Here is an 18,567-nt window from a genome sequence, read left to right on the forward strand (position 1 = left end):
ACAGCCCCCCTTAACCAGTCTGTGATGATAGAATTGCTTGTTGGTCTTGATATTGAATTGAATAGATTCGTTGATAAGGACCGCTGTTTCTGATTAATTTATCGTGGGTTCCCCGTTCGACAATCCTGCCATCCTCAAGAACCAGAATTTCATCCGCATGCTTTAGTGAGGAAATACGGTGGGCGATAATAAAGGTGGTCCGTCCTTTCATTACCTCCTTTAACGCCCTCTGGATGTTTAATTCAGTTTCCATATCAACAGCGCTAGTGGCATCATCCAATATTAAAATACTGGGATCGACGCAAATAGCCCTGGCAATAGCAATTCTTTGCTTCTGACCGCCCGATAAGCCCATACCCCGATCACCAAGAACCGTTTCATAGCCCTTCGGCAATTCCATGATAAAATCGTGTGCCTGGGCACGTTTCGCAGCGGCAATGATTTGTTCCATGGTCGCCTCCGGCCGTCCGTATGAGATGTTTTCTTTAATTGTCGTTGAAAATAAGAAAGACTCTTGTAATACAAAGCCAATGCTGCTCCGTAAAGAACGGAGTGAATATCGGTTCACTTGTTTCCCATCAATAAAGATTTCACCACTACTTTGTTCATAGAATCGCGTCATTAATTGGGTGATACTTGTTTTACCTGAACCAGTTGAGCCGATTAAGCCGATGACTTCCCCAGGTAAAGCTTTAAAGGAAATGTCAAAGAGCGCCTCATGTAAATCCTTTTCATATCTGAGCGTCACCTGTTTAAATTCCACTTCACCGTTAAGACGCTCCGTTTTAATGGAAGCCTGTAAATCCTCAATTTCATTATCGGCTTCCAATACCTCTAATAATCGTTCACCTGATGCCTTTGCCTGTGAGAATAGATTAATGACGAAGCCTAGGTTTACGATTGGCCAAATGATATACCAAACCAAGCTATAAAAGGCGACAAGCTCCCCGGGCTTTAATGAACCTTTCATAACCAGATTGCCGCCATAGGCCAACAGTAACACGACACTGATATTCCCTAACAGCTCCATTAAAGGAAAATACTTGGCCCATATAGTGGAAGTAAAAATATTTTGCTCCTTGTAGTCTCCATTTGAATGATTAAATTTGCCAATTTCGTGGTTTTCCCTTGATAATGATTTCACCGTGTTAATACCGCTGATACTCTCCTGTACCTTCGTATTTAAGCGGCCAAACGATTGACGGATACCCCTAAAGGCGGGATGGACAGCGCGGTCAAATTTATATACGACAATTGCTAAGAATGGCAATGTCAGGAGGGTCACAATAGTTAATGAAGCCGAATAATAAACCATGACAGTAATGCTAATCGCAATCAGCAGCAAAAACCTTAATAATTCCGAAAAACCAAAGGATAGAAAAAAGCGAAACCCTTCCACATCCGCTGTTAATCGCGACATTAAGTCACCCGTTTTTGCATTATCATAATACTTGAAGGGCAAATACTGCAGTTTTTCATATAAGGAGTTCCGCATTTTATAAACAGAGGTAATGCCAAATAAATCTCCCGTATACTGGTTAATATAGGTGGCTGCCCCCTTAACAGCCATCAACGCAATGAATCCGATTGTCAAATACGGAATCCAATTGTATTTTCCCTTCATCACCACTTCGTCTATGGTGAGCTGCAGGATCATTGGATAGACAACTGTTATCGCCGTTACCAATAATAGAAAGATCATCGAGCAAATAAAATATTTCTTAAAAGGCCAGTAGTAAGGCTTTAGTTTTTTGAATATTTCCACTTCATATTCCCCTTTCCTTACTATTTAAAATTTTTAGAATTAACACGCATTACTTAATATATCGGTTTTCGAAATATTTTTCTACCCTTTTTCCTTTATTTATTGAAAAAAAAAACTGCCCGTTGGCAGCAACGAGCAGTCTATCTTTTATCATGCCTATTCTGTTTTTTCTACCTCATCTAAAACTCGATTGACCCGTTTCTCGAGCATCTTCATCCCGCTTCCGCCGGCTTGGAAATGGCGGAGCTTTCCTTCACGATCAAATACATAGTAGGCAGGCACATATTGATTTTCAAAGGCTTCCGTTAATTTATGATCGCTGTCGACAAAAATCGGCTGACTGATTCCATGTTCAGCAGCTGTTTGCTTAATTTCTTCCAAGTTCAAATCGTTTTCAGAGCGCGGCATATGAACAGCAACAACATTTAATTTATCCTTGAAATTATCACGGAATTGATTGACCTGTGGCATCGCCTCTTTACATAAGTGACAGCTAATCGACCAAAAATGAATTAGGGTTGGTTTGTCGCCGATTAACTCCTCTCTAGTCACTTCGCCGTTCAGCCATTCCGTTGCATCGATTAATTCTGGCATTGGTTCACGCAATTTCATTTTAAAACCCCCTATTTTAAAAAAGACCTAACACTAAAAGGTTAGGTCTATCTCTTTGTTAATAAAGAATTACACGTTCAATGTTGCTTGTCCAGGCTTCCAGTTTGCAGGGCAAAGACCGCCAGTTTGTAATGCTTGAAGTACACGTAATGTTTCATCAACGTCACGGCCAATATTATTGTGGTTAACAACAGAATACATCATTTCACCTTCTGGGTTGATGATGAATAGGCCTCGCAGGGCAATACCTTCTTCTTCAATTAGCACGCCATAGTCACGAGCGACAACATGGTTTGTATCAGCAGCTAATGGGTAGTTTAAATCACCAAGTCCGTTTTCCTTGCGGTCTGTTTTGATCCAAGCAAGGTGTGTGTGAATCGTGTCAGTTGATGCACCAATTACAACTGCATCTAAATCGTCAAATTCTTCAAAACGGTCAGACATGGCAGTTATTTCAGTTGGACATACAAATGTAAAGTCCATTGGATAGAAGAACAATACTGTCCATTTATCATTTTTCATGTTTTCTTCAAGACTAACTTTTTTGAATTCTTTGTTTGGCATAACCGCGTCCATTTCAAAGCGCGGTGCTTGTTTACCTACCATACGTTCAGGCATTACGAATCCCTCCAGATAATTATTTAAATGAGTTTGACATTGTCCCTTCATAAGTTTTGCCTATTTAACTTAAGAATAAACGACAATATGTAACAATCTTCGGTTAATTCTCTATCATTTTAGCATAATTAACCAACAGAACAAAATAAAACGCCTTACTTACGCTTGATTCCCTTTAAATGAAATATAGCTTGTCATTACTTTTACAGCCACATCAATCGCGGCTTCATTTGGAGTTAATTTAGCATGATGCAGCCCGAATGGTGATTCAACACCAAGCCAAAACATCAGTCCGGGAATTTCCTTAAGCATATAACCAAAATCTTCTCCGGTCATCGCTTCCCTGCATTCAATTACCTTAACATCTGTCCCCTGCTGCAAATAATTGATAAAATCTTTTGTAATTGATTCTGTGTTAAATACTTGGTGGTACATCGAACCATAGTCGATGACAGCTTCACATTCATAACCAGTCTCGATACCTTTAACTAATGCTTCAATCCGGTGCTTAACCTTACCCATTGATTCGGGTGATAATGTCCGAATCGTTCCTTCCAGCCTGGCTTTTTCAGCGATAATATTTTGGACTGTGCCCCCGGTAATTTTCCCGATGGTAATCACCGCGCTATCTAATGGGTCGACATTCCTTGAAATAACGGTTTGGAGCTGATTAACGAGCGAGCAGGCAGCAATCACCATATCATTCGTTTGGTGCGGGTAAGCGGCATGCCCTCCCTTGCCTTTCAGATCAATGAACAATTCAGATGTGTTAGCAAATAATAAACCTTCTTTTACAGCTATAGTTCCCACAGGATACTCCGGGGCAATATGGAGGGCGAAAATCATATCCGGCATCCATTCCCGCATTTCAGCCGATTCCAACATAGCTTCCGCTCCGCCTGGTCCTTCCTCAGCAGGCTGGAAAACAAAGACAACATCGTCAACGATAGGATTTTCCACAAAAAAGGTCAAGACCCCAAGAGCAATGCTCATGTGAAAATCATGGCCGCAGGCATGCATCCTTGCCTCATGTACAGACGAAAAAGGCAATCCGGTTTGTTCACTAATTGGCAGTCCATCTATATCTGTCCTGTAGCCAATCGTTTTTCTTGGATTTAGACCAGAAACCTTAACCAGCAAGCCTGTCTTCCATTTTTTAATCGAAATCCGCTGTTGCGGTAATGATTTTAAGTAAGACAATAAGTAGGCTTGTGTCTTAAATTCTTGAAATCCGATTTCGGGAATTTGGTGAAGGTCACGGCGAATTTTGATCAAAGGGTTCATCTTTACCCTCCCTTTCTATAAAAGAAGCGTGGAAATACCTCCACGCTTTTGCTCACTAGCTTATAATTGTCTAAGTTCCTGCATAATTTCTGTTTTTGACTTTGTTTTTTCGTCGATATCTTTAATTTTTCTAGCAGGAGTTCCTGCAACGACTGTATATGGCTCTACGTCTTTTGTAACAACTGCCCCTGCAGCAACAACAGAACCGGTTCCTACCCTTACTCCTTCAAGAACGACCGCGTTGGCACCAATTAGGACGTCATCTTCAATGATTACTGGCTGTGCGGATGGCGGTTCAATTACGCCTGCTAAAACGGTTCCTGCACCGATATGGCAATTCTTACCGACTGTAGCTCTGCCGCCGAGGACAGCGCCCATATCAATCATTGTTTTCTCACCGATCACTGCACCAATATTGATCACAGCGCCCATCATAATGACGGCATTGTCACCGATTTCTACTTGATCACGGATAGTCACGCCTGGCTCAATCCGGGCATTAATATGTTTAGTATCTAATAATGGAATTGCTGAATTTCGGCGGTCATTTTCAACAACAAAATCTTCAATCTTTGACTTATTAGCTTCTAACGCCGCATTAATTTCAGACCATTCGCCAAAGACAACACCCGTATTTCCATTAATAAAGGCTTTGGCACTGCTTCCAAAGTCAATTCCTTCTAGCTCGCCTTTTAAATAAACCTTCACTGGTGTAGACTTTTTACTATTTTGAATAAAAGAAATAATTTCATTTGCATCCATCATTTTCATTAGATTTGTCCCCCTATAAATATGTACTAGAAAATACTTTAACAAACAAAAGAGCTGAAAACAAGAAAAACAGCACTAGCTATCTGAAGATTCGGCGATATGTTCCTTGATTAATTCCACAAATGCCTGAACCTGCTTTAATTGAAAGGCAGATTCATATCCCAACAGCCATGTATCACGTTTTAGCGGTTCGTTATTCTCATCCACAAGCGGTATTTTAAAAATATCCCTTTCCGTTTTGGTTAAAGTTATCGCAGGTAAAATAGCATACCCAATTCCATTAAAGGCCATCTGTTTACACGTCTCAATTTGATCAACTACAACCGTTCTCTTTGGTGATGTTTTAAAGTTCCGCATCCACCAATCCTGAATCTCCTGGTAATATGTCGAATCACTCTTAAATTGAATAAAAGGACGGTCAGTATTCAAAACCTCTTCAGGCTTGGTGATTTCCCGGTCGACTAAATAAAGCGGGTCATGAAAGAGATGCACCTTTACGCCTTTCCAGTCAGGGGTTCCACGAATAATTCCGATATGGACCTGGTCATCGTATAAGCATTTAAGAATTTCGCTGCTCCACCCCGTCACAAGAGAAATTTTCGCCTGCGGATATTTATCAATAAACTTCTTGAGGACCTGTGGAAGCCAATTCTGACCAACAATAGAAGCTACCGCAATTTTTAAGGTGCCTGACACCCCGGATTGCAGGGAATAAATGGTTTCATGAACCTTCTCCTGTTTTTTTAGGACGTCGTCCACAAATTCAATTACATGTTCACCTGCAGGGGTAAGTGCCAGACCTTTTTGCGAGCGGATAAATAGCTTTGTACCCCATTCTTTTTCGATAGTTTGTAAGCGCTGAGACAGGGCTGGCTGTGAGACAAACAGCCGTTCCGAGGCTTTGCGCATATTCATTTCCTGGGCTAAAACGGATAATAATTGAAATTCTGATAACGAAGACAAGGGAAACCTCCTTCAAAAAGCCGTTTCTTATCTTGTTAAATAAATACAGCTCCCTTTTCGGGAGCTAAAGTCTTTTACTATTTTTTAAACCTTTTTACAATTTTATTTAATTGATTTAATACTGTGCTCCTCGGCAAAATTCCTGCAAAAAATCCATCTTCAGTTTCTACACAAAGGAACGGTTGGCTAACAAGTAATTCTAGACATGTAGTAATTGAAGCTGAAATTTTTATTCGTGGAATCGACCCTTTCATAACCTCTTCCACTCGCTTGTTTTCAAGCTGTTCAAATTCAATTCTTTCAAGACCTAGTATAGAATCCATGATAATAGGCGTACTAATTAACCCGTGCAGCTTGTATTGTGGATCTAAGACGGGAATTGCTGTATATCCGCTTTTCGTTAGCACTAATAAGGCATGCTCAAGACTGTTTCCAATTTGTACATGTGCAACCCGCTCTGATGGTATCATTAATTCTTTTATCGTTAATTCCAAAAATTCTCCACTGGGAAGACTGATCATCGCCGAAAACTCCCTAATATTTGTTTTCCTTCAGACATATTCTAACATAGTTTTCTGGGAGCTGGGGTAAATTTCACACCTCTTTAGTTAAAAAGAAAGGAACCCATAAGGTTCCTATTGAATCAAGTCAAAAATTTCGATGGTAATCATATCAATATTATCAAATTGATATTTTTTAGGCTTTTCCTTCTCATTGTATATTTCTAATTCAAATGTTTCTGTTTTCGGATGAAATGTTACTTGACACTTTCTTTCTCCATTTACCTCGAAATAGCGTTGTGCCGGCTCACCACTATTTGATTGTTCCTGCAGGTTTTTTAATCTTGTTAATATGCCTTGAAGCTGTGACATAGACTTTTCCTCCTTTTAAACACAAACAAACTATCTATATTTATGTTTCTCATTTGGCATGTTTCTATCCTAATGGATTCTTTTTTAGAATTTTACATTGGATTTTTTTATGCCAATATTAAAAGAATAAAATAACACTCCCCATTTGTCCAAGTAAAAATGAAAAAATTAGCTTTTTTTTCTTAAAAGATCATAAAAAATAGGCCTCAGAAGTCATTAGGCCTATTTTTAAAAAAGTTATTACCCCAACTCTACAGTAATTGGTCGTGTTCGAATAAATACTGATAGCTTAAATCGATAAATAAATATTCATTACCGTTCATTGGAAATGAAAAAGTTCGGATTGTCTCTCCCGTTTCAATATCACAATACAAATCAGACAGGATTCCCTTTTGTTCGTGACGCATTTTGATGATATTTTCCAAAAAATAAGGACGCCAGCTCCAATTTTTATTCAAATATTCAGACTGAGTGATCCAGCCATTTTTAGACTTAAAAATATTGGCTGACTTTTGAAATCCATCCCCGTCGCAAACATACATGCGAAAAGCAATTTGATCCATTTCCTTTATTAAAATGAGAAATAATTCTTCGTAGCCGCCCTTTTTATTTTTGACAACCATTTCCTGAACACTAGCATGAAAATATTCTGTTGTAGTAAAGACAGCCTCTAATTTTCTCTTTTCATAGGAAATAAAGTCATGAAATTTTTCTTTTAAGCGATGTCTTAACAGATCCCGATCAACGAACTCACTAGAAGGAGGATGTAAGTAAAAGCCCTGATAATAGCGGCCGCCGTTTTTCCACGCAAACTGAAGCTGATAACTCATTTCAATATTTTCAAACAAAAGCGCCGCCCCAATTTTCCTTGCCAAAAGTGACAAAGAAAATAGGACATCATTAAAATTAATACCGGTTGCCGTGGATTTCAATGCCTGAAGATTAATTTTCAAAATATCAGGTTCGAGCTGTCCGATTCGTTCAAAATAGAGACTTTCGTTATTAATACCTGCTATGGCAATTTTAATACCATACGTCCGGTAATATTGCAGCAGATGATCAAATTGATCTAAATCACCTTCGTAGTTCCGGTCGGAAATTTCAAGAACAATCCGTTTTAAACTCAATCCTCTTTTTTCAAATGCTAGAAGCTCCTGTAAAAATGGTTCGCCGTTCCGATACATTAATAACTCGGCATTTCGATTTAAAAATATAGTAATTTCCTCATCGAGCTCAAGGGCTTTTTCCAGAGCCTTATTAACTAACAGTAAATCCACTTCAAACTTGTATTCATCAGGAATTTGGTCATCCTGAAAAAAGGGACCCAAGCTTATAATATTGCCTTCTGATTGATACCTTCCCAGTACCTCATAGGCAATCACACGTTGTTCATCGGCACTAAAAATCGGTTGAAAATACGGAAAACAATTTTCAAGATCCGATAGGATTTCCAATGCATCCATCCAAGTACCTCCAAAAATTTTATTCTCTTTATACGATACGCTTCAATCTGGCTTCTCGTTCTTTTCCAAAAGGATACCATTATAGCTGAAAGGATACAATCACATACTAGCCCAAATATTATTGGGCTATTTTTTAGCATGTTTTTAATTTTTTCGAATAATAAACTATTAGTGAACTTTTCTCTTGCAATATAGTCTGTTTTTAACGAAAATACTTATGGATTCTTTTATTTTATAGATAGAAAAAAGATAAGGCTGGGGAAAAAAATGGCAAATAAACTGACGAGGAGAACGTTTCTGAAAAGAACATTTGGATCCTTTCTTACTGTTCTCGGATTGGGTTCGGGGGGCTACCTTTATGCCAATCGAATTGAGCCCACACTACTCGATATAAAGGAGCAGCAAATCAAACATCCATTAATCCCTAAAAGCTTTGATGGAATGAAAATAGTTCAATTTAGCGATACCCATCTAGGGTTTCAATACAATCTTACCCAATTCAAAAAGTTAATTAATAAAATCAATAAGCTTCAACCTGATATGATTTTATTTACTGGTGATTTAATGGACGAGCCGAATAAATATAGGGAAATGAATCAATTGGTACCAATGTTGGAACAATTACATGCCCCGCACGGTAAATTCTGCATTTTTGGCAACCATGACCATGGAGGCTACGGTTCCGAAATCTACCGAAATATTATGGAAACCACGAATTTTACTGTTCTTCTGAATGAATCGACAGCAATAAAACGAAAGGACGGCGGCAGCATCTACCTGCTGGGAATTGATGATGCGATGTTAGGAAACCCTGATTTGCCTTTGGCACTGAAAAATGTCCCTGAAAATCGATTTACCATTTTATTATCACATGCCCCTGACCTTGCAGATGATGCTGCCAATTATCCAATCCACTGGCAAATCAGCGGACATAGTCACGGCGGACAGGTTAAAATTCCTTTTATCGGAGCACTTGTCAAGCCGCCATTTGCAAAAAATTATCCAGAAGGGCTTTTTACGATTGGGGTTAACGACCAATTAACCCTTTATGTAAACAGAGGCATTGGCACAACCCGGCTTCCGTTTCGCTTTATGGCTGTACCGGAATTAACTATCTTTACCTTAAAGTCTGGTTAAAAAAATCCTTATCTACTGTTGATAAGGATTTTTTATATTTATAAATGCCGTTATTGCTTTAGCATATTTTTCGCCAAAAATTGCTGTTCTATTTCATCGGCCGGAAGCGGTTTAGAATAATAAAACCCCTGAATTTTATAACACTGGGCCTTGGAAAGGAACTCTACTTGTTTCAGATTCTCGACGCCTTCAGCGACTACTTCTAGCCCGAGGCTTTTTCCCAAGTGGATGATTGTCGATGTAATCGCCGCATCCTTTTCATCAACAAGGATATCCCTAATAAAGGACTGATCAATTTTTAGGATATCAATTGGAAACCGCTTAATATAATTTAAGGATGAGTATCCCGTCCCAAAATCGTCTACAGAAATTGAAATACCCAGTTCCTTCACTTTCCTTAGGATTGGAATCGTTTCCTTCGTATCATTCATGGCACTTTCTGTAATTTCAATTCCTAAAGATGAGGCTTGAATAGTATATTTTTTAATCATCGACTGTATAAACTGAACAAGGTTTGGATGCTGGAATTGCTTGGGTGAAATATTAATAGCAACATGGATATCATTATACCCCAATGCATTCCAGGTTTTTATTTGCCTGCACGCATTTTCAATAACCCAATAGCCAATTGAAATAATCAGTCCTGTATCTTCAGCCAAAGGAATGAAATTACTAGGTGAAATATCGCCGAACTCCCTGTCCTTCCAGCGAAGGAGGGCTTCAAAGTTTTTCACCTCTCCGGTTGCAGTGTTTACTTGGGGCTGATAATATAAGCTAAGTTCAGATTTATCAATTGCCTTCCTTAAATGTGTCTCTAGTGTAACAACATTGGTAAAGACAGAATTCATCTCTGTCCGGTAAAATTGATAATGTGCCTTCCCTCTTTCCTTCACACGATAAAGCGCCTCATCTGCATTCTTGATTAGCATTTCAGCATCCTTGCCATCGTTTGGATACATACTAATCCCGATACTTGGTGAAATAAAATATTCTTGGGAATTTAAATAAAAGGATTGTGAAAAGGCCGAAAATACCTTTCGTACAATTATATCGGCCTTCTTGCGTCCGCTATGTAAAAGTAAAATATTGAACTCATCTCCACCAACACGATAAACATAGCAACGCTCATTTTGAAACCGCAATAATCGTTCTGCAACCCGTTTTAATATTTGGTCGCCTGCTAAATGCCCAAGTGTATCATTTAAATATTTAAACCGATCCAAATCAATGGTGATTAAAGCAAACTCGTTTGTTTTGGAAGATGGAGAAAAAATATGTTCATTTAAATGTTCATGAAGAGCTCTTCTATTAAGCAATCCCGTTAACTGGTCATGAAAAGCCATAAATTTAATCATTTCCATATTTTTAGCCTGGTCTGATAAATCCTTTAATATGACATATAGCCCGCTTATTTCTTCATGGACCACAATGGGCACCGTCTTAATATGGACGATTAGCTGAGCCCCCTTGCGATGCATGATTTTGCAATCCAGTGACTCTAGTGCATATCCGAAACAAGTCTTTTCTAATAAAGTTTTAAATTTTTCTAAATCTTGGTCAATAATCCAATCATAAATGTTTCGATTGGTCATTTGTTTTTCCGAATATCCAGTCAGCAAAGTTGCTGCAGGATTAGCTTCGAGAATTTTCCCTTCAGGGCTAATCCTAAATATCGCGTCTAAGTTGTTATTAACAATAGAACGATATTTTTGTTCGCTTTCTATGATTTTATTTTTTTCAATTGACCATTGGGTAATATCCCTCGTAATAGCGACGATGTAACTAATCGATTTTTCATCGTTATATACTGGGGTTAAAATGGTTTCCCCGTAAATTTTCCTTCCTCCATCAACAAAGAATTGATCTTCAAACAAGAAAATTTCTTTTTTCCTTAATAATTTCTCATAGTTTTTCTGTAGAGATTGGGCAATTTCCATCGGAAGAACCTCTTGCAGGGTTTTTCCCAGTGCATCAATTGAGAGTTTTGCTTTCTGCATCCCTGATTCATTGACAAACAAATAACGAAATTTTGGTCCCTTTTCCACCTTCATAACAAAAACCATGTCTTGAACATGTTGAAAAATAATATCAAACATGATTTTCTGAATGAGATTACTTGTATTTTCTAATTCTAATTCGTTGGCTAATAATCTATTTAAATATTCCATATCATCATCCTTCAAAAGAAAAAGTTCCCTGTTTTTACAATAATGTTTTTACATTCTAGTATTTCTATTTTACAATGAAATTACCTGAAAGAAAGTAATTTATTGAAAATAAGGATTATTTCACTAAAGTTTTATATTCTTTCATAGTATGGAATGGATTTAGTAATCCTAATACTACCTTGATTATATTTCAATACAAAAAAAATCAACTAGTCTTTTCAGAAAATAAAATCCTTTGTTGTATTTCTATTTTCCTGAAATAAAGGTATAATATAATTGCTTTAAAAGATAGAAAGGAGAACATATTTTGAATCCCGATCAGAAATACCCCCTTAAAAGTGTAAACCTAACCATCGAAAACCTCGCTCAAGCAGTTTTTATTGTGAATCGCCATGCAAAAACAGCACCAAACCCCAAATTTTTGTACAAATTAAAACAAGAATCATTAAAAAAATTGATTGAAGAAGGTAAAGCAAAAAAGGTAGGTCTTCATTTTTCTGAGAATCCAAGAAATAGTCAACAGCAATCAGATGTACTTGTTGAATGTGGAAAATATACCTTTCATATTCCTCCAACTAAAACGGACTTTCATGAGCTCCCCCACCTTGGTAAATTGGACGGCCATGTAAGAAACCCAAAAGCAACCCTTTCACTAAATACAGCGAAAGCATTATTACAAACCTATACTGGTATCTCAGATTTCGAACAGCCGCCTTCAAATCCGCGAAAAAACCAGCAGCCCTACCAAAAACCGATTTTCAAAAAATTAGGCGAAAGATATTCCTAAAAAATGCAAAAAAGCCAGGATGCACCTGGCTTTTTGTTCGTTAATTATCTTCGACAACGACTGTTCCGGCAATTAAATCATGTAATGATTGTTTCTTTTCGGTAAAAGCAGCCATGATATAGCCAATATAAAATATTCCCGATAAAAAACTCATTGCCAGTAGCCGTCCAAATGCGCGCCAAAAAGAAATTCGGTTCCCTTGCAGGTCTGTTACTTTCAACTTTAATAGTTTTTTCCCAACTGTTGCCTGCCATTTTGATGCGTGCATGCCCGCATAATAGACGGTGCTGACAACCACTCCTATTAGAACCATCAGCAGGGTCAATAATAGTAACGAGATTGCTTGCTGATTGGTAATATCTCCGTTTTCCACCGCTGCCGGATCCGTAAATACATCCATTGTGCCTAACCCAAAAACCATAATCACAATCATAAGGATAGTTAGTGGGATTGAAATAATGACTGAGTCTAGCAAATAGGCCGCAAAACGCATCCAAAATCCTCCGTACTTCACTTGCTTTGCTGGCTGTTTTTCTAAAGAATAGGGTTCCATTGAATTCCTCCAAGATAATCATATTGAAAATTCCAATGTAAGTATATCATTAGAAGCGGCTTATTTATTCTTTTATTAAAATATTTAATAAATGATGTGATAATTTCTGTTAATCGTTGCTAGAAATGTAGAACCTTTAGTGGTAAATAGTCTATAATCAATATATTCTACATCTAGATTATTCCTGGTACGGAAGGATGAACACTATTGGAGCATTTGATTAATCAGCGCGTAAAAAATATCGAAATCTCAGGAATTAGGAAATTTTTTAATCTGGTTTCCCATATGGATGACTTGATTTCCTTTACCATAGGGCAGCCTGATTTCCCAACCCCGGAGCATGTAAAAATGGCGGGAATTGAGGCAATTAAGAAGGACTTTACCTCCTATACCCATAATGCCGGTACAATTGAATTAAGGAAGGCAGCCTGTGATTTTGTTGAAAAAAAATATGATTTACACTATAAACCTGAATCAGAAGTGATTGTGACCATGGGGGCAAGCGAAGCAATTGATATTGCCTTTCGTACGATTTTATCAGAGGGGGCAGAAGTCATCCTGCCCGGACCGATTTATCCTGGATATGAACCGATTATCCGGATGATGGGCGCCGTCCCAGTCCATGTTGATACACAAGAAAATCATTTTCGCTTTACTTTAGAGTTGATAAAACCATATATCACTGACAAAACCCGCTGTATTGTCCTTCCATACCCATCGAATCCGACTGGAGTAAGTCTCTCTGAAGAAGAACTGAGAGAAATGGCCGCGTTTTTTAGGGAAAAGGATATTTTTATCTTAGCCGATGAAATCTACAGCGAGCTTACCTTTGACCAGCCCCATAAATCAATCGCGAGCTTTATTAAAGAAAAGACAATTGTAATTAACGGGTTATCCAAGTCCCATTCCATGACAGGCTGGAGAATTGGTTTTTTATTTGCGCCGGAAAACATTACTAGGCACATTTTAAAGGTTCACCAATACAATGTGTCCTGTGCCAATTCCATTGCCCAAAAGGCAGCATATGAGGCGTTAACGACAGGAATGGATGACGCTATTACTATGAGAAAGGAATATCTGGCCAGAAGAGAATATGTTTATCGACGGTTAATTTCAATGGGATTAGCAGTCGTCAAACCTGATGGGGCGTTTTATTTCTTTATTAAAATTCCAGATTTCATTCCTTTAAACAGTTTTGACTTTGCCCTTCTGCTTGTGAAGAAATCAAAGGTAGCGGTTGTTCCAGGCAGTGCATTTTCCGATTATGGCGAAGGCTATTTTCGTTTATCCTTTGCCTGTTCCATGGAAACATTAAAGCTCGGCCTAGATCGGATTGAGCAGTTTTTACAAGATGAGAAAAAGATAACCCTCACTTAAAAAGTGAGGGTTATCTTTATTGCCCTTTATATTTTCCATCATTTTTTGATGCCTTTTCCTTTTTAGCCTTTACCTTATGAAGTTGATTGGCGGCGGCCGATCCCATTTCATGGGCAAACTCTTCATTTAAAACAGCAGAATCAAAACCCTTTTTATTCTTTTGTTTTGCATCATTCTTCTTTGTCCGTTTTGCCATTAACCATTCCTCCTATTTTCAAGATTCCATCATAGTTTCTTGAAGGCAGGCGGAAATTATTCATTCTCAATTTAGTATTTCCAATATTTATAAAGGGCTTGGGTGCCGCTGTTTTCTTCCCCTCGTTCAACTAATTGATCATAAAGCGACTTTGCCAATGCTAACCCGGGAACCTCCATATCCATTTGTTCAGCCTCATCTAAGGCAATTTTCATATCCTTAATAAAATGCTTTATGTAGAAGCCCGGTTCAAAATTCCCATGGAGCATCCTTGGAGCGAGATTGTTTAATGACCAGCTTCCGGCTGCTCCCGTTGTAATACTTTTCAAGACATTTTCCGGATTTAGCCCTGCTTTTTCGGCATAAATGATGGCTTCACAGACACCGATCATGTTGGAGGCAATCGCGATTTGATTAGACATTTTCGTATGTTGCCCTGCTCCCGGCGCACCTTGATAAACGATATTTGTTCCTAGCAACTCAAGTAGACGATGAACCGCTGCAAAGGCAGCTTCTTCGCCGCCTACCATGATGGAGAGCTTTGCTTCTCTCGCCCCCACGTCTCCTCCAGAAACCGGCGCATCAATCGCTTGAATTCCTCTCTTTTTGGCCTGTTCGTAGATTTTTACAGCGAGTGATGGCGCAGAGGTGGTCATATCAATTAAATAACTCCCCTCACTCCCATTTTGAATTAACCCGTTTTCACCTAAATAGATTTCTTCTACATCCTTCGGGTAACCGACCATCGTAAAAATAACCGAAGCCTTTTTCGCCACTTCCTTTGGCGTTTCTACCCATTCGGCACCTTTATCCAACAATTCTGCTGCTTTTTCTTTTGTTCGTGAATAAACAACTAAAGGATAGCCGGCATTTAGCAAATGCCCCGCCATACTTTTCCCCATCACACCAATTCCAATAAAGCCAATTACCGCATTTTCTGGAGTAAACAATTGAATCTATCCCCTCATTGGTATTTTCTTTTATTTTAGCACTATCATTTTTTTTTAGGAATAGAAAAAGCCGAAACGTCCCAGTCGTTCCGGCTTTCGTGCTCCATCTCCAAATTTATGCACATTTTAATCTTGCCCAAAATATTCAAAGATAAACCGTAATTATAGTTCGGATGAAAAGTTTGTTAAAAAGACACGGCCAAATACTTCCTCATTATTAAACACTTCGATAGAAACGGCCTGATCTTGCTCAATCATGCTTTTGAGCTCATCAATATGTAAATCTTCCTTTAAGGGGATGGGGTCCATAAAAATATATTTCTCGCTTTTTCCTTTTACTTCTAAATATTCACCGTTCAATACTTGGTCCTCGCCATAGACAATTTCCCGTTTCCCAATTGCCGCAGCAAGCCTATCATCGTGGATGCTGACTTTCACTTTATATAATTGATCCCCATCAAGGATTTCATTGTTAATGCGAAAGCGGAATTGGAGCTCATTATTTTTTGTGAGCAGGGCATCTGCATAACGATTAACAATTAATTCATTAGAAAATAGCATTCCACATCCGCTCAGAAAGAAGAAACACAAAAAACCTAAGACAAAAACCTTTACGATTCTACTTTTACTTCGCATTGATAACACTCCCTTATATTTTTACCATGGCCAAAATACATTGGTGATAAACGTAAAGAAAGGTTAATGAAGGAAAAAGTATCGAAAGTTTCTATTCCTCCATTTTAGTCCATAGCTATATTATACAAGATTTATTAAGGAAACACTTGGAAATAGGCAAAGAAAAAGGACCAACATAACATAATGTTGATCCTTTTAACAATTTATTTTGTCGTTGCTAAATTAACTGCTTCGATAACCTGTGAAGTTGTTTGCATATTTAGCACTTCTTGTGCAAGTTTTTCCATGTCAGACTTTTTCAAGTTCCGGATTAAAGAGCGAGCCTTTAGAATCGAAGTGGCGCTCATCGAAAATTCGTCAAGGCCTAGGCCAAGAAGAATAGGAATCGCTGTTTCATCACCGGCCATTTCCCCGCACATACCTGTCCATTTTCCTTCCGCATGTGATGCGTCAATGACCATTTTCACTAAGCGTAAAATAGATGGGCTATATGGCTGGTATAGATAAGAGACACGCTGGTTCATCCGGTCTGCAGCCATTGTATATTGGATTAAATCATTTGTTCCGATACTAAAGAAGTCAACCTCTTTTGCAAATTGGTCAGCCAAAACCGCGGTTGATGGAATTTCCACCATGATCCCCAGTTCAATCTTGTCGGCCACCTTCTGCCCTTCAGTAAGAAGCTTTTGCTTTTCTTCCTCAAGAATCGCTTTAGCTGCTCGGAATTCATCCAACGTTGCAATCATCGGGAACATGATTTTTAGATTGCCATAGGAGCTTGCCCGTAATAAGGCACGAAGCTGGGTACGGAAAATCCCTTGCTCTTCTAAACACAAGCGAATCGCCCGGAAGCCTAGGAATGGATTCATTTCCTTCGGCAATTCCAGGTATGGCAGCTCTTTATCGCCGCCAATATCCAAGGTCCGAACCACAACTGGTTTGCCTGCCATTCCTTCTAGGACGGCTTTATAGGCTTCAAACTGTTCTTCCTCGGTTGGAAGCTGGTCTCGGCCCATGTAAAGGAATTCAGTCCTATAAAGTCCGACACCTTCCCCGCCGTTTGCGGTAACCCCTTTTAAGTCATTCGGTGTACCGATATTGGCGACCAATTCCACATGGTGGTTATCAGCAGATACAGTAGGTTCATTGACGAGTTTCGCCCATTCCGCTTTTTGCGCTTCGTATTCTTCGTGAATATTTCGATATTGTTCAACAAGTTCAGATGTCGGATTAATATGGACTTCACCTTTTAAACCATCAACAATCACTAAATCCCCATTATTAATGGCTTCAGTCGCCGTCTTGGTGCCGACAACAGCGGGAATTTCCAAAGAACGCGCCATAATCGCTGAATGGGATGTCCGTCCACCGATGTTCGTCGTAAAGCCTTTAACAAATTGCCGGTTCAATTGCGCGGTATCAGAAGGGGTTAAATCTTCTGCGACAATAATGACTTCTTCGGCAATCATGCTTGGATTCACTACTTGAACTCCTAATAAATGAGAAAGAACCCGCTTGGTGACATCACGGATATCTGCTGCCCGTTCTTTCATATACTCATTATCCATTTGTTCAAACATCATGACGAACATGTCAGCCGTTTCTTTAAGGGCTGATTCTGCATTCACATGTTCAGATGTGATCTTATCTTCAATCGGTGTGTTTAATTCCGGATCACTAAGTACAAGGAGATGTGCTTCAAAAATTGCGGCCTTGTCCTCGCCAAGGTCGATCTTGGCCCGGTCACGAATCACTTCTAGCTCAGCTTTGGATTTGTTCATTGCTTGACGGAAACGTTCAACCTCTTCAGCAGCATCATCGATTTTTGTTTGTTCAAAAGAGAGATCCGGTTCAACTAAACGGTATGCTTTCGCAATCGCAATCCCATTTGAAGCGGCTATTCCAGATAAAAAAGTCATTATTCAGCCAAACCTTCTTTTTTCAATGTTTCTTCAAGGCTGCTTAGTGCAAGGTCTGCATCGCTGCCTTCAGCAGCAATCTTAATGTCTGCTCCTTGGCCAATCCCAAGTGACATAACACCCATAATTGATTTTAAATTCACTTTTTTCCCTTTATATTCTAAGGTAATTTCGGAATCGAATTTGCTTGCTGTTTGTACCAATAAAGTTGCCGGTCTTGCGTGAATTCCAGTATCTGCGATTACTTTAAATTGCTTTTCTGCCATGTTAAATCAAACTCCTTTAATAGTTATCTAAAAATTTTACTTGCTTCATTTAAAAATAAACATTTCTCCTCATTTAGTCAACTAAATCACTATTTGGTTAATGATGTAAAAGGTTAATCCATTTCGTATTTTGACCTAAAGGAAAACAATCATGTATCGATTTTTCACCCAAATGCTAGAATAGCATTTTCATCATTTTCAAACAACTTAAATACTCAGGATTCGCCAAT

The 18,567-nt window shown here is 38.7% G+C and carries 19 protein-coding genes; 3 read left to right on the top strand and 16 right to left on the bottom strand.

Annotated features, from left to right (window positions below; all coding sequences use genetic code 11):
• Positions 1-10: 10 nt before the first annotated feature.
• The 9 genes from BANVL01_RS01490 to BANVL01_RS01530 all read right to left on the bottom strand — a co-directional run bounded on the left by BANVL01_RS01490 (position 11) and on the right by BANVL01_RS01530 (position 8,348).
• A complete protein-coding gene (locus BANVL01_RS01490) occupies positions 11-1,765 on the bottom strand; it encodes an ABC transporter ATP-binding protein (protein WP_066084870.1) in 1,755 nt (584 codons plus the stop codon).
• A 156-nt stretch (positions 1,766-1,921) separates the two neighbouring features.
• The gene (locus BANVL01_RS01495; protein WP_066084866.1) at positions 1,922-2,377 is read right to left on the bottom strand and encodes a TlpA disulfide reductase family protein; all 456 of its coding nucleotides are present in this window, start codon (positions 2,375-2,377) and stop codon (positions 1,922-1,924) included.
• A 69-nt stretch (positions 2,378-2,446) separates the two neighbouring features.
• Entirely contained in the window at positions 2,447-2,995 is a 549-nt protein-coding gene (locus tag BANVL01_RS01500; protein WP_066084862.1) for a peroxiredoxin, read from the bottom strand.
• A gap of 159 nt (positions 2,996-3,154) precedes the next feature.
• On the bottom strand, positions 3,155-4,279 hold the full coding sequence (locus BANVL01_RS01505) for an N-acetyldiaminopimelate deacetylase (RefSeq protein WP_066084859.1): 1,125 nt from the start codon (positions 4,277-4,279) through the stop codon (positions 3,155-3,157).
• 60 nt (positions 4,280-4,339) lie between these two features.
• The gene (dapD, locus tag BANVL01_RS01510; protein ID WP_066084856.1) at positions 4,340-5,050 is read right to left on the bottom strand and encodes a 2,3,4,5-tetrahydropyridine-2,6-dicarboxylate N-acetyltransferase; all 711 of its coding nucleotides are present in this window, start codon (positions 5,048-5,050) and stop codon (positions 4,340-4,342) included.
• Between the two features lie 75 nt (positions 5,051-5,125).
• A complete protein-coding gene (ccpC, locus tag BANVL01_RS01515) occupies positions 5,126-6,013 on the bottom strand; it encodes a transcriptional regulator CcpC (RefSeq protein ID WP_066084853.1) in 888 nt (295 codons plus the stop codon).
• A gap of 77 nt (positions 6,014-6,090) precedes the next feature.
• A complete protein-coding gene (cbpB, locus tag BANVL01_RS01520; RefSeq protein WP_066084850.1) occupies positions 6,091-6,534 on the bottom strand; it encodes a cyclic-di-AMP-binding protein CbpB in 444 nt (147 codons plus the stop codon).
• 114 nt (positions 6,535-6,648) lie between these two features.
• Entirely contained in the window at positions 6,649-6,885 is a 237-nt protein-coding gene (locus tag BANVL01_RS01525) for a YkuJ family protein (RefSeq protein ID WP_024029051.1), read from the bottom strand.
• A gap of 251 nt (positions 6,886-7,136) precedes the next feature.
• Positions 7,137-8,348 carry an EAL domain-containing protein gene (locus tag BANVL01_RS01530; RefSeq protein WP_066084845.1) on the bottom strand — a complete coding sequence of 404 codons (1,212 nt, stop codon included), beginning with the start codon at positions 8,346-8,348 and terminating at the stop codon, positions 7,137-7,139.
• A 267-nt stretch (positions 8,349-8,615) separates the two neighbouring features.
• Here BANVL01_RS01530 and BANVL01_RS01535 point away from each other — a divergent pair, with 267 nt between their 5' ends.
• A complete protein-coding gene (locus tag BANVL01_RS01535) occupies positions 8,616-9,485 on the top strand; it encodes a metallophosphoesterase (RefSeq protein WP_066084842.1) in 870 nt (289 codons plus the stop codon).
• A 50-nt stretch (positions 9,486-9,535) separates the two neighbouring features.
• Here the strand turns inward: BANVL01_RS01535 and BANVL01_RS01540 are convergent, their stop codons facing one another.
• Positions 9,536-11,653 carry a sensor domain-containing protein gene (locus BANVL01_RS01540; RefSeq protein ID WP_174524275.1) on the bottom strand — a complete coding sequence of 706 codons (2,118 nt, stop codon included), beginning with the start codon at positions 11,651-11,653 and terminating at the stop codon, positions 9,536-9,538.
• Between the two features lie 307 nt (positions 11,654-11,960).
• On the opposite strand from BANVL01_RS01540, the gene BANVL01_RS01545 reads away from it, so the two are divergent.
• Positions 11,961-12,440: a YkyB family protein gene (locus BANVL01_RS01545; RefSeq protein WP_066084840.1), complete on the top strand. Its 480-nt coding sequence runs from the start codon at positions 11,961-11,963 to the stop codon at positions 12,438-12,440.
• Between the two features lie 40 nt (positions 12,441-12,480).
• On the opposite strand, the gene BANVL01_RS01550 is transcribed toward BANVL01_RS01545, so the two are convergent.
• Positions 12,481-12,993 carry an RDD family protein gene (locus BANVL01_RS01550; RefSeq protein ID WP_066084839.1) on the bottom strand — a complete coding sequence of 171 codons (513 nt, stop codon included), beginning with the start codon at positions 12,991-12,993 and terminating at the stop codon, positions 12,481-12,483.
• Between the two features lie 207 nt (positions 12,994-13,200).
• On the opposite strand from BANVL01_RS01550, the gene BANVL01_RS01555 reads away from it, so the two are divergent.
• Entirely contained in the window at positions 13,201-14,370 is a 1,170-nt protein-coding gene (locus BANVL01_RS01555; protein WP_066084834.1) for an aminotransferase A, read from the top strand.
• Between the two features lie 16 nt (positions 14,371-14,386).
• On the opposite strand, the gene ykzE is transcribed toward BANVL01_RS01555, so the two are convergent.
• The 5 genes from ykzE to BANVL01_RS01580 all read right to left on the bottom strand — a co-directional run bounded on the left by ykzE (position 14,387) and on the right by BANVL01_RS01580 (position 18,337).
• Complete coding sequence (gene ykzE, locus BANVL01_RS01560) at positions 14,387-14,566, bottom strand: protein YkzE (RefSeq protein WP_066084827.1); 180 nt, start codon at positions 14,564-14,566, stop codon at positions 14,387-14,389.
• 71 nt (positions 14,567-14,637) lie between these two features.
• Positions 14,638-15,516, bottom strand: coding sequence for an NAD(P)-dependent oxidoreductase (locus tag BANVL01_RS01565; protein WP_066084822.1), 879 nt, complete (start codon positions 15,514-15,516; stop codon positions 14,638-14,640).
• Between the two features lie 162 nt (positions 15,517-15,678).
• A complete protein-coding gene (locus tag BANVL01_RS01570; RefSeq protein WP_066084820.1) occupies positions 15,679-16,152 on the bottom strand; it encodes a hypothetical protein in 474 nt (157 codons plus the stop codon).
• Positions 16,153-16,355: 203 nt separating this feature from the next.
• Positions 16,356-18,071 carry a phosphoenolpyruvate--protein phosphotransferase gene (gene ptsP, locus BANVL01_RS01575; protein ID WP_066084817.1) on the bottom strand — a complete coding sequence of 572 codons (1,716 nt, stop codon included), beginning with the start codon at positions 18,069-18,071 and terminating at the stop codon, positions 16,356-16,358.
• Entirely contained in the window at positions 18,071-18,337 is a 267-nt protein-coding gene (locus tag BANVL01_RS01580) for a phosphocarrier protein HPr (protein ID WP_066084815.1), read from the bottom strand. Before BANVL01_RS01580 ends, ptsP begins: the two co-directional genes overlap by 1 nt.
• Between the last annotated feature and the right edge of the window lie 230 nt (positions 18,338-18,567).

This window comes from Neobacillus novalis NBRC 102450, from assembly GCF_001591805.1.
GTDB lineage: Bacteria > Bacillota > Bacilli > Bacillales > Cytobacillaceae > Neobacillus > Neobacillus novalis.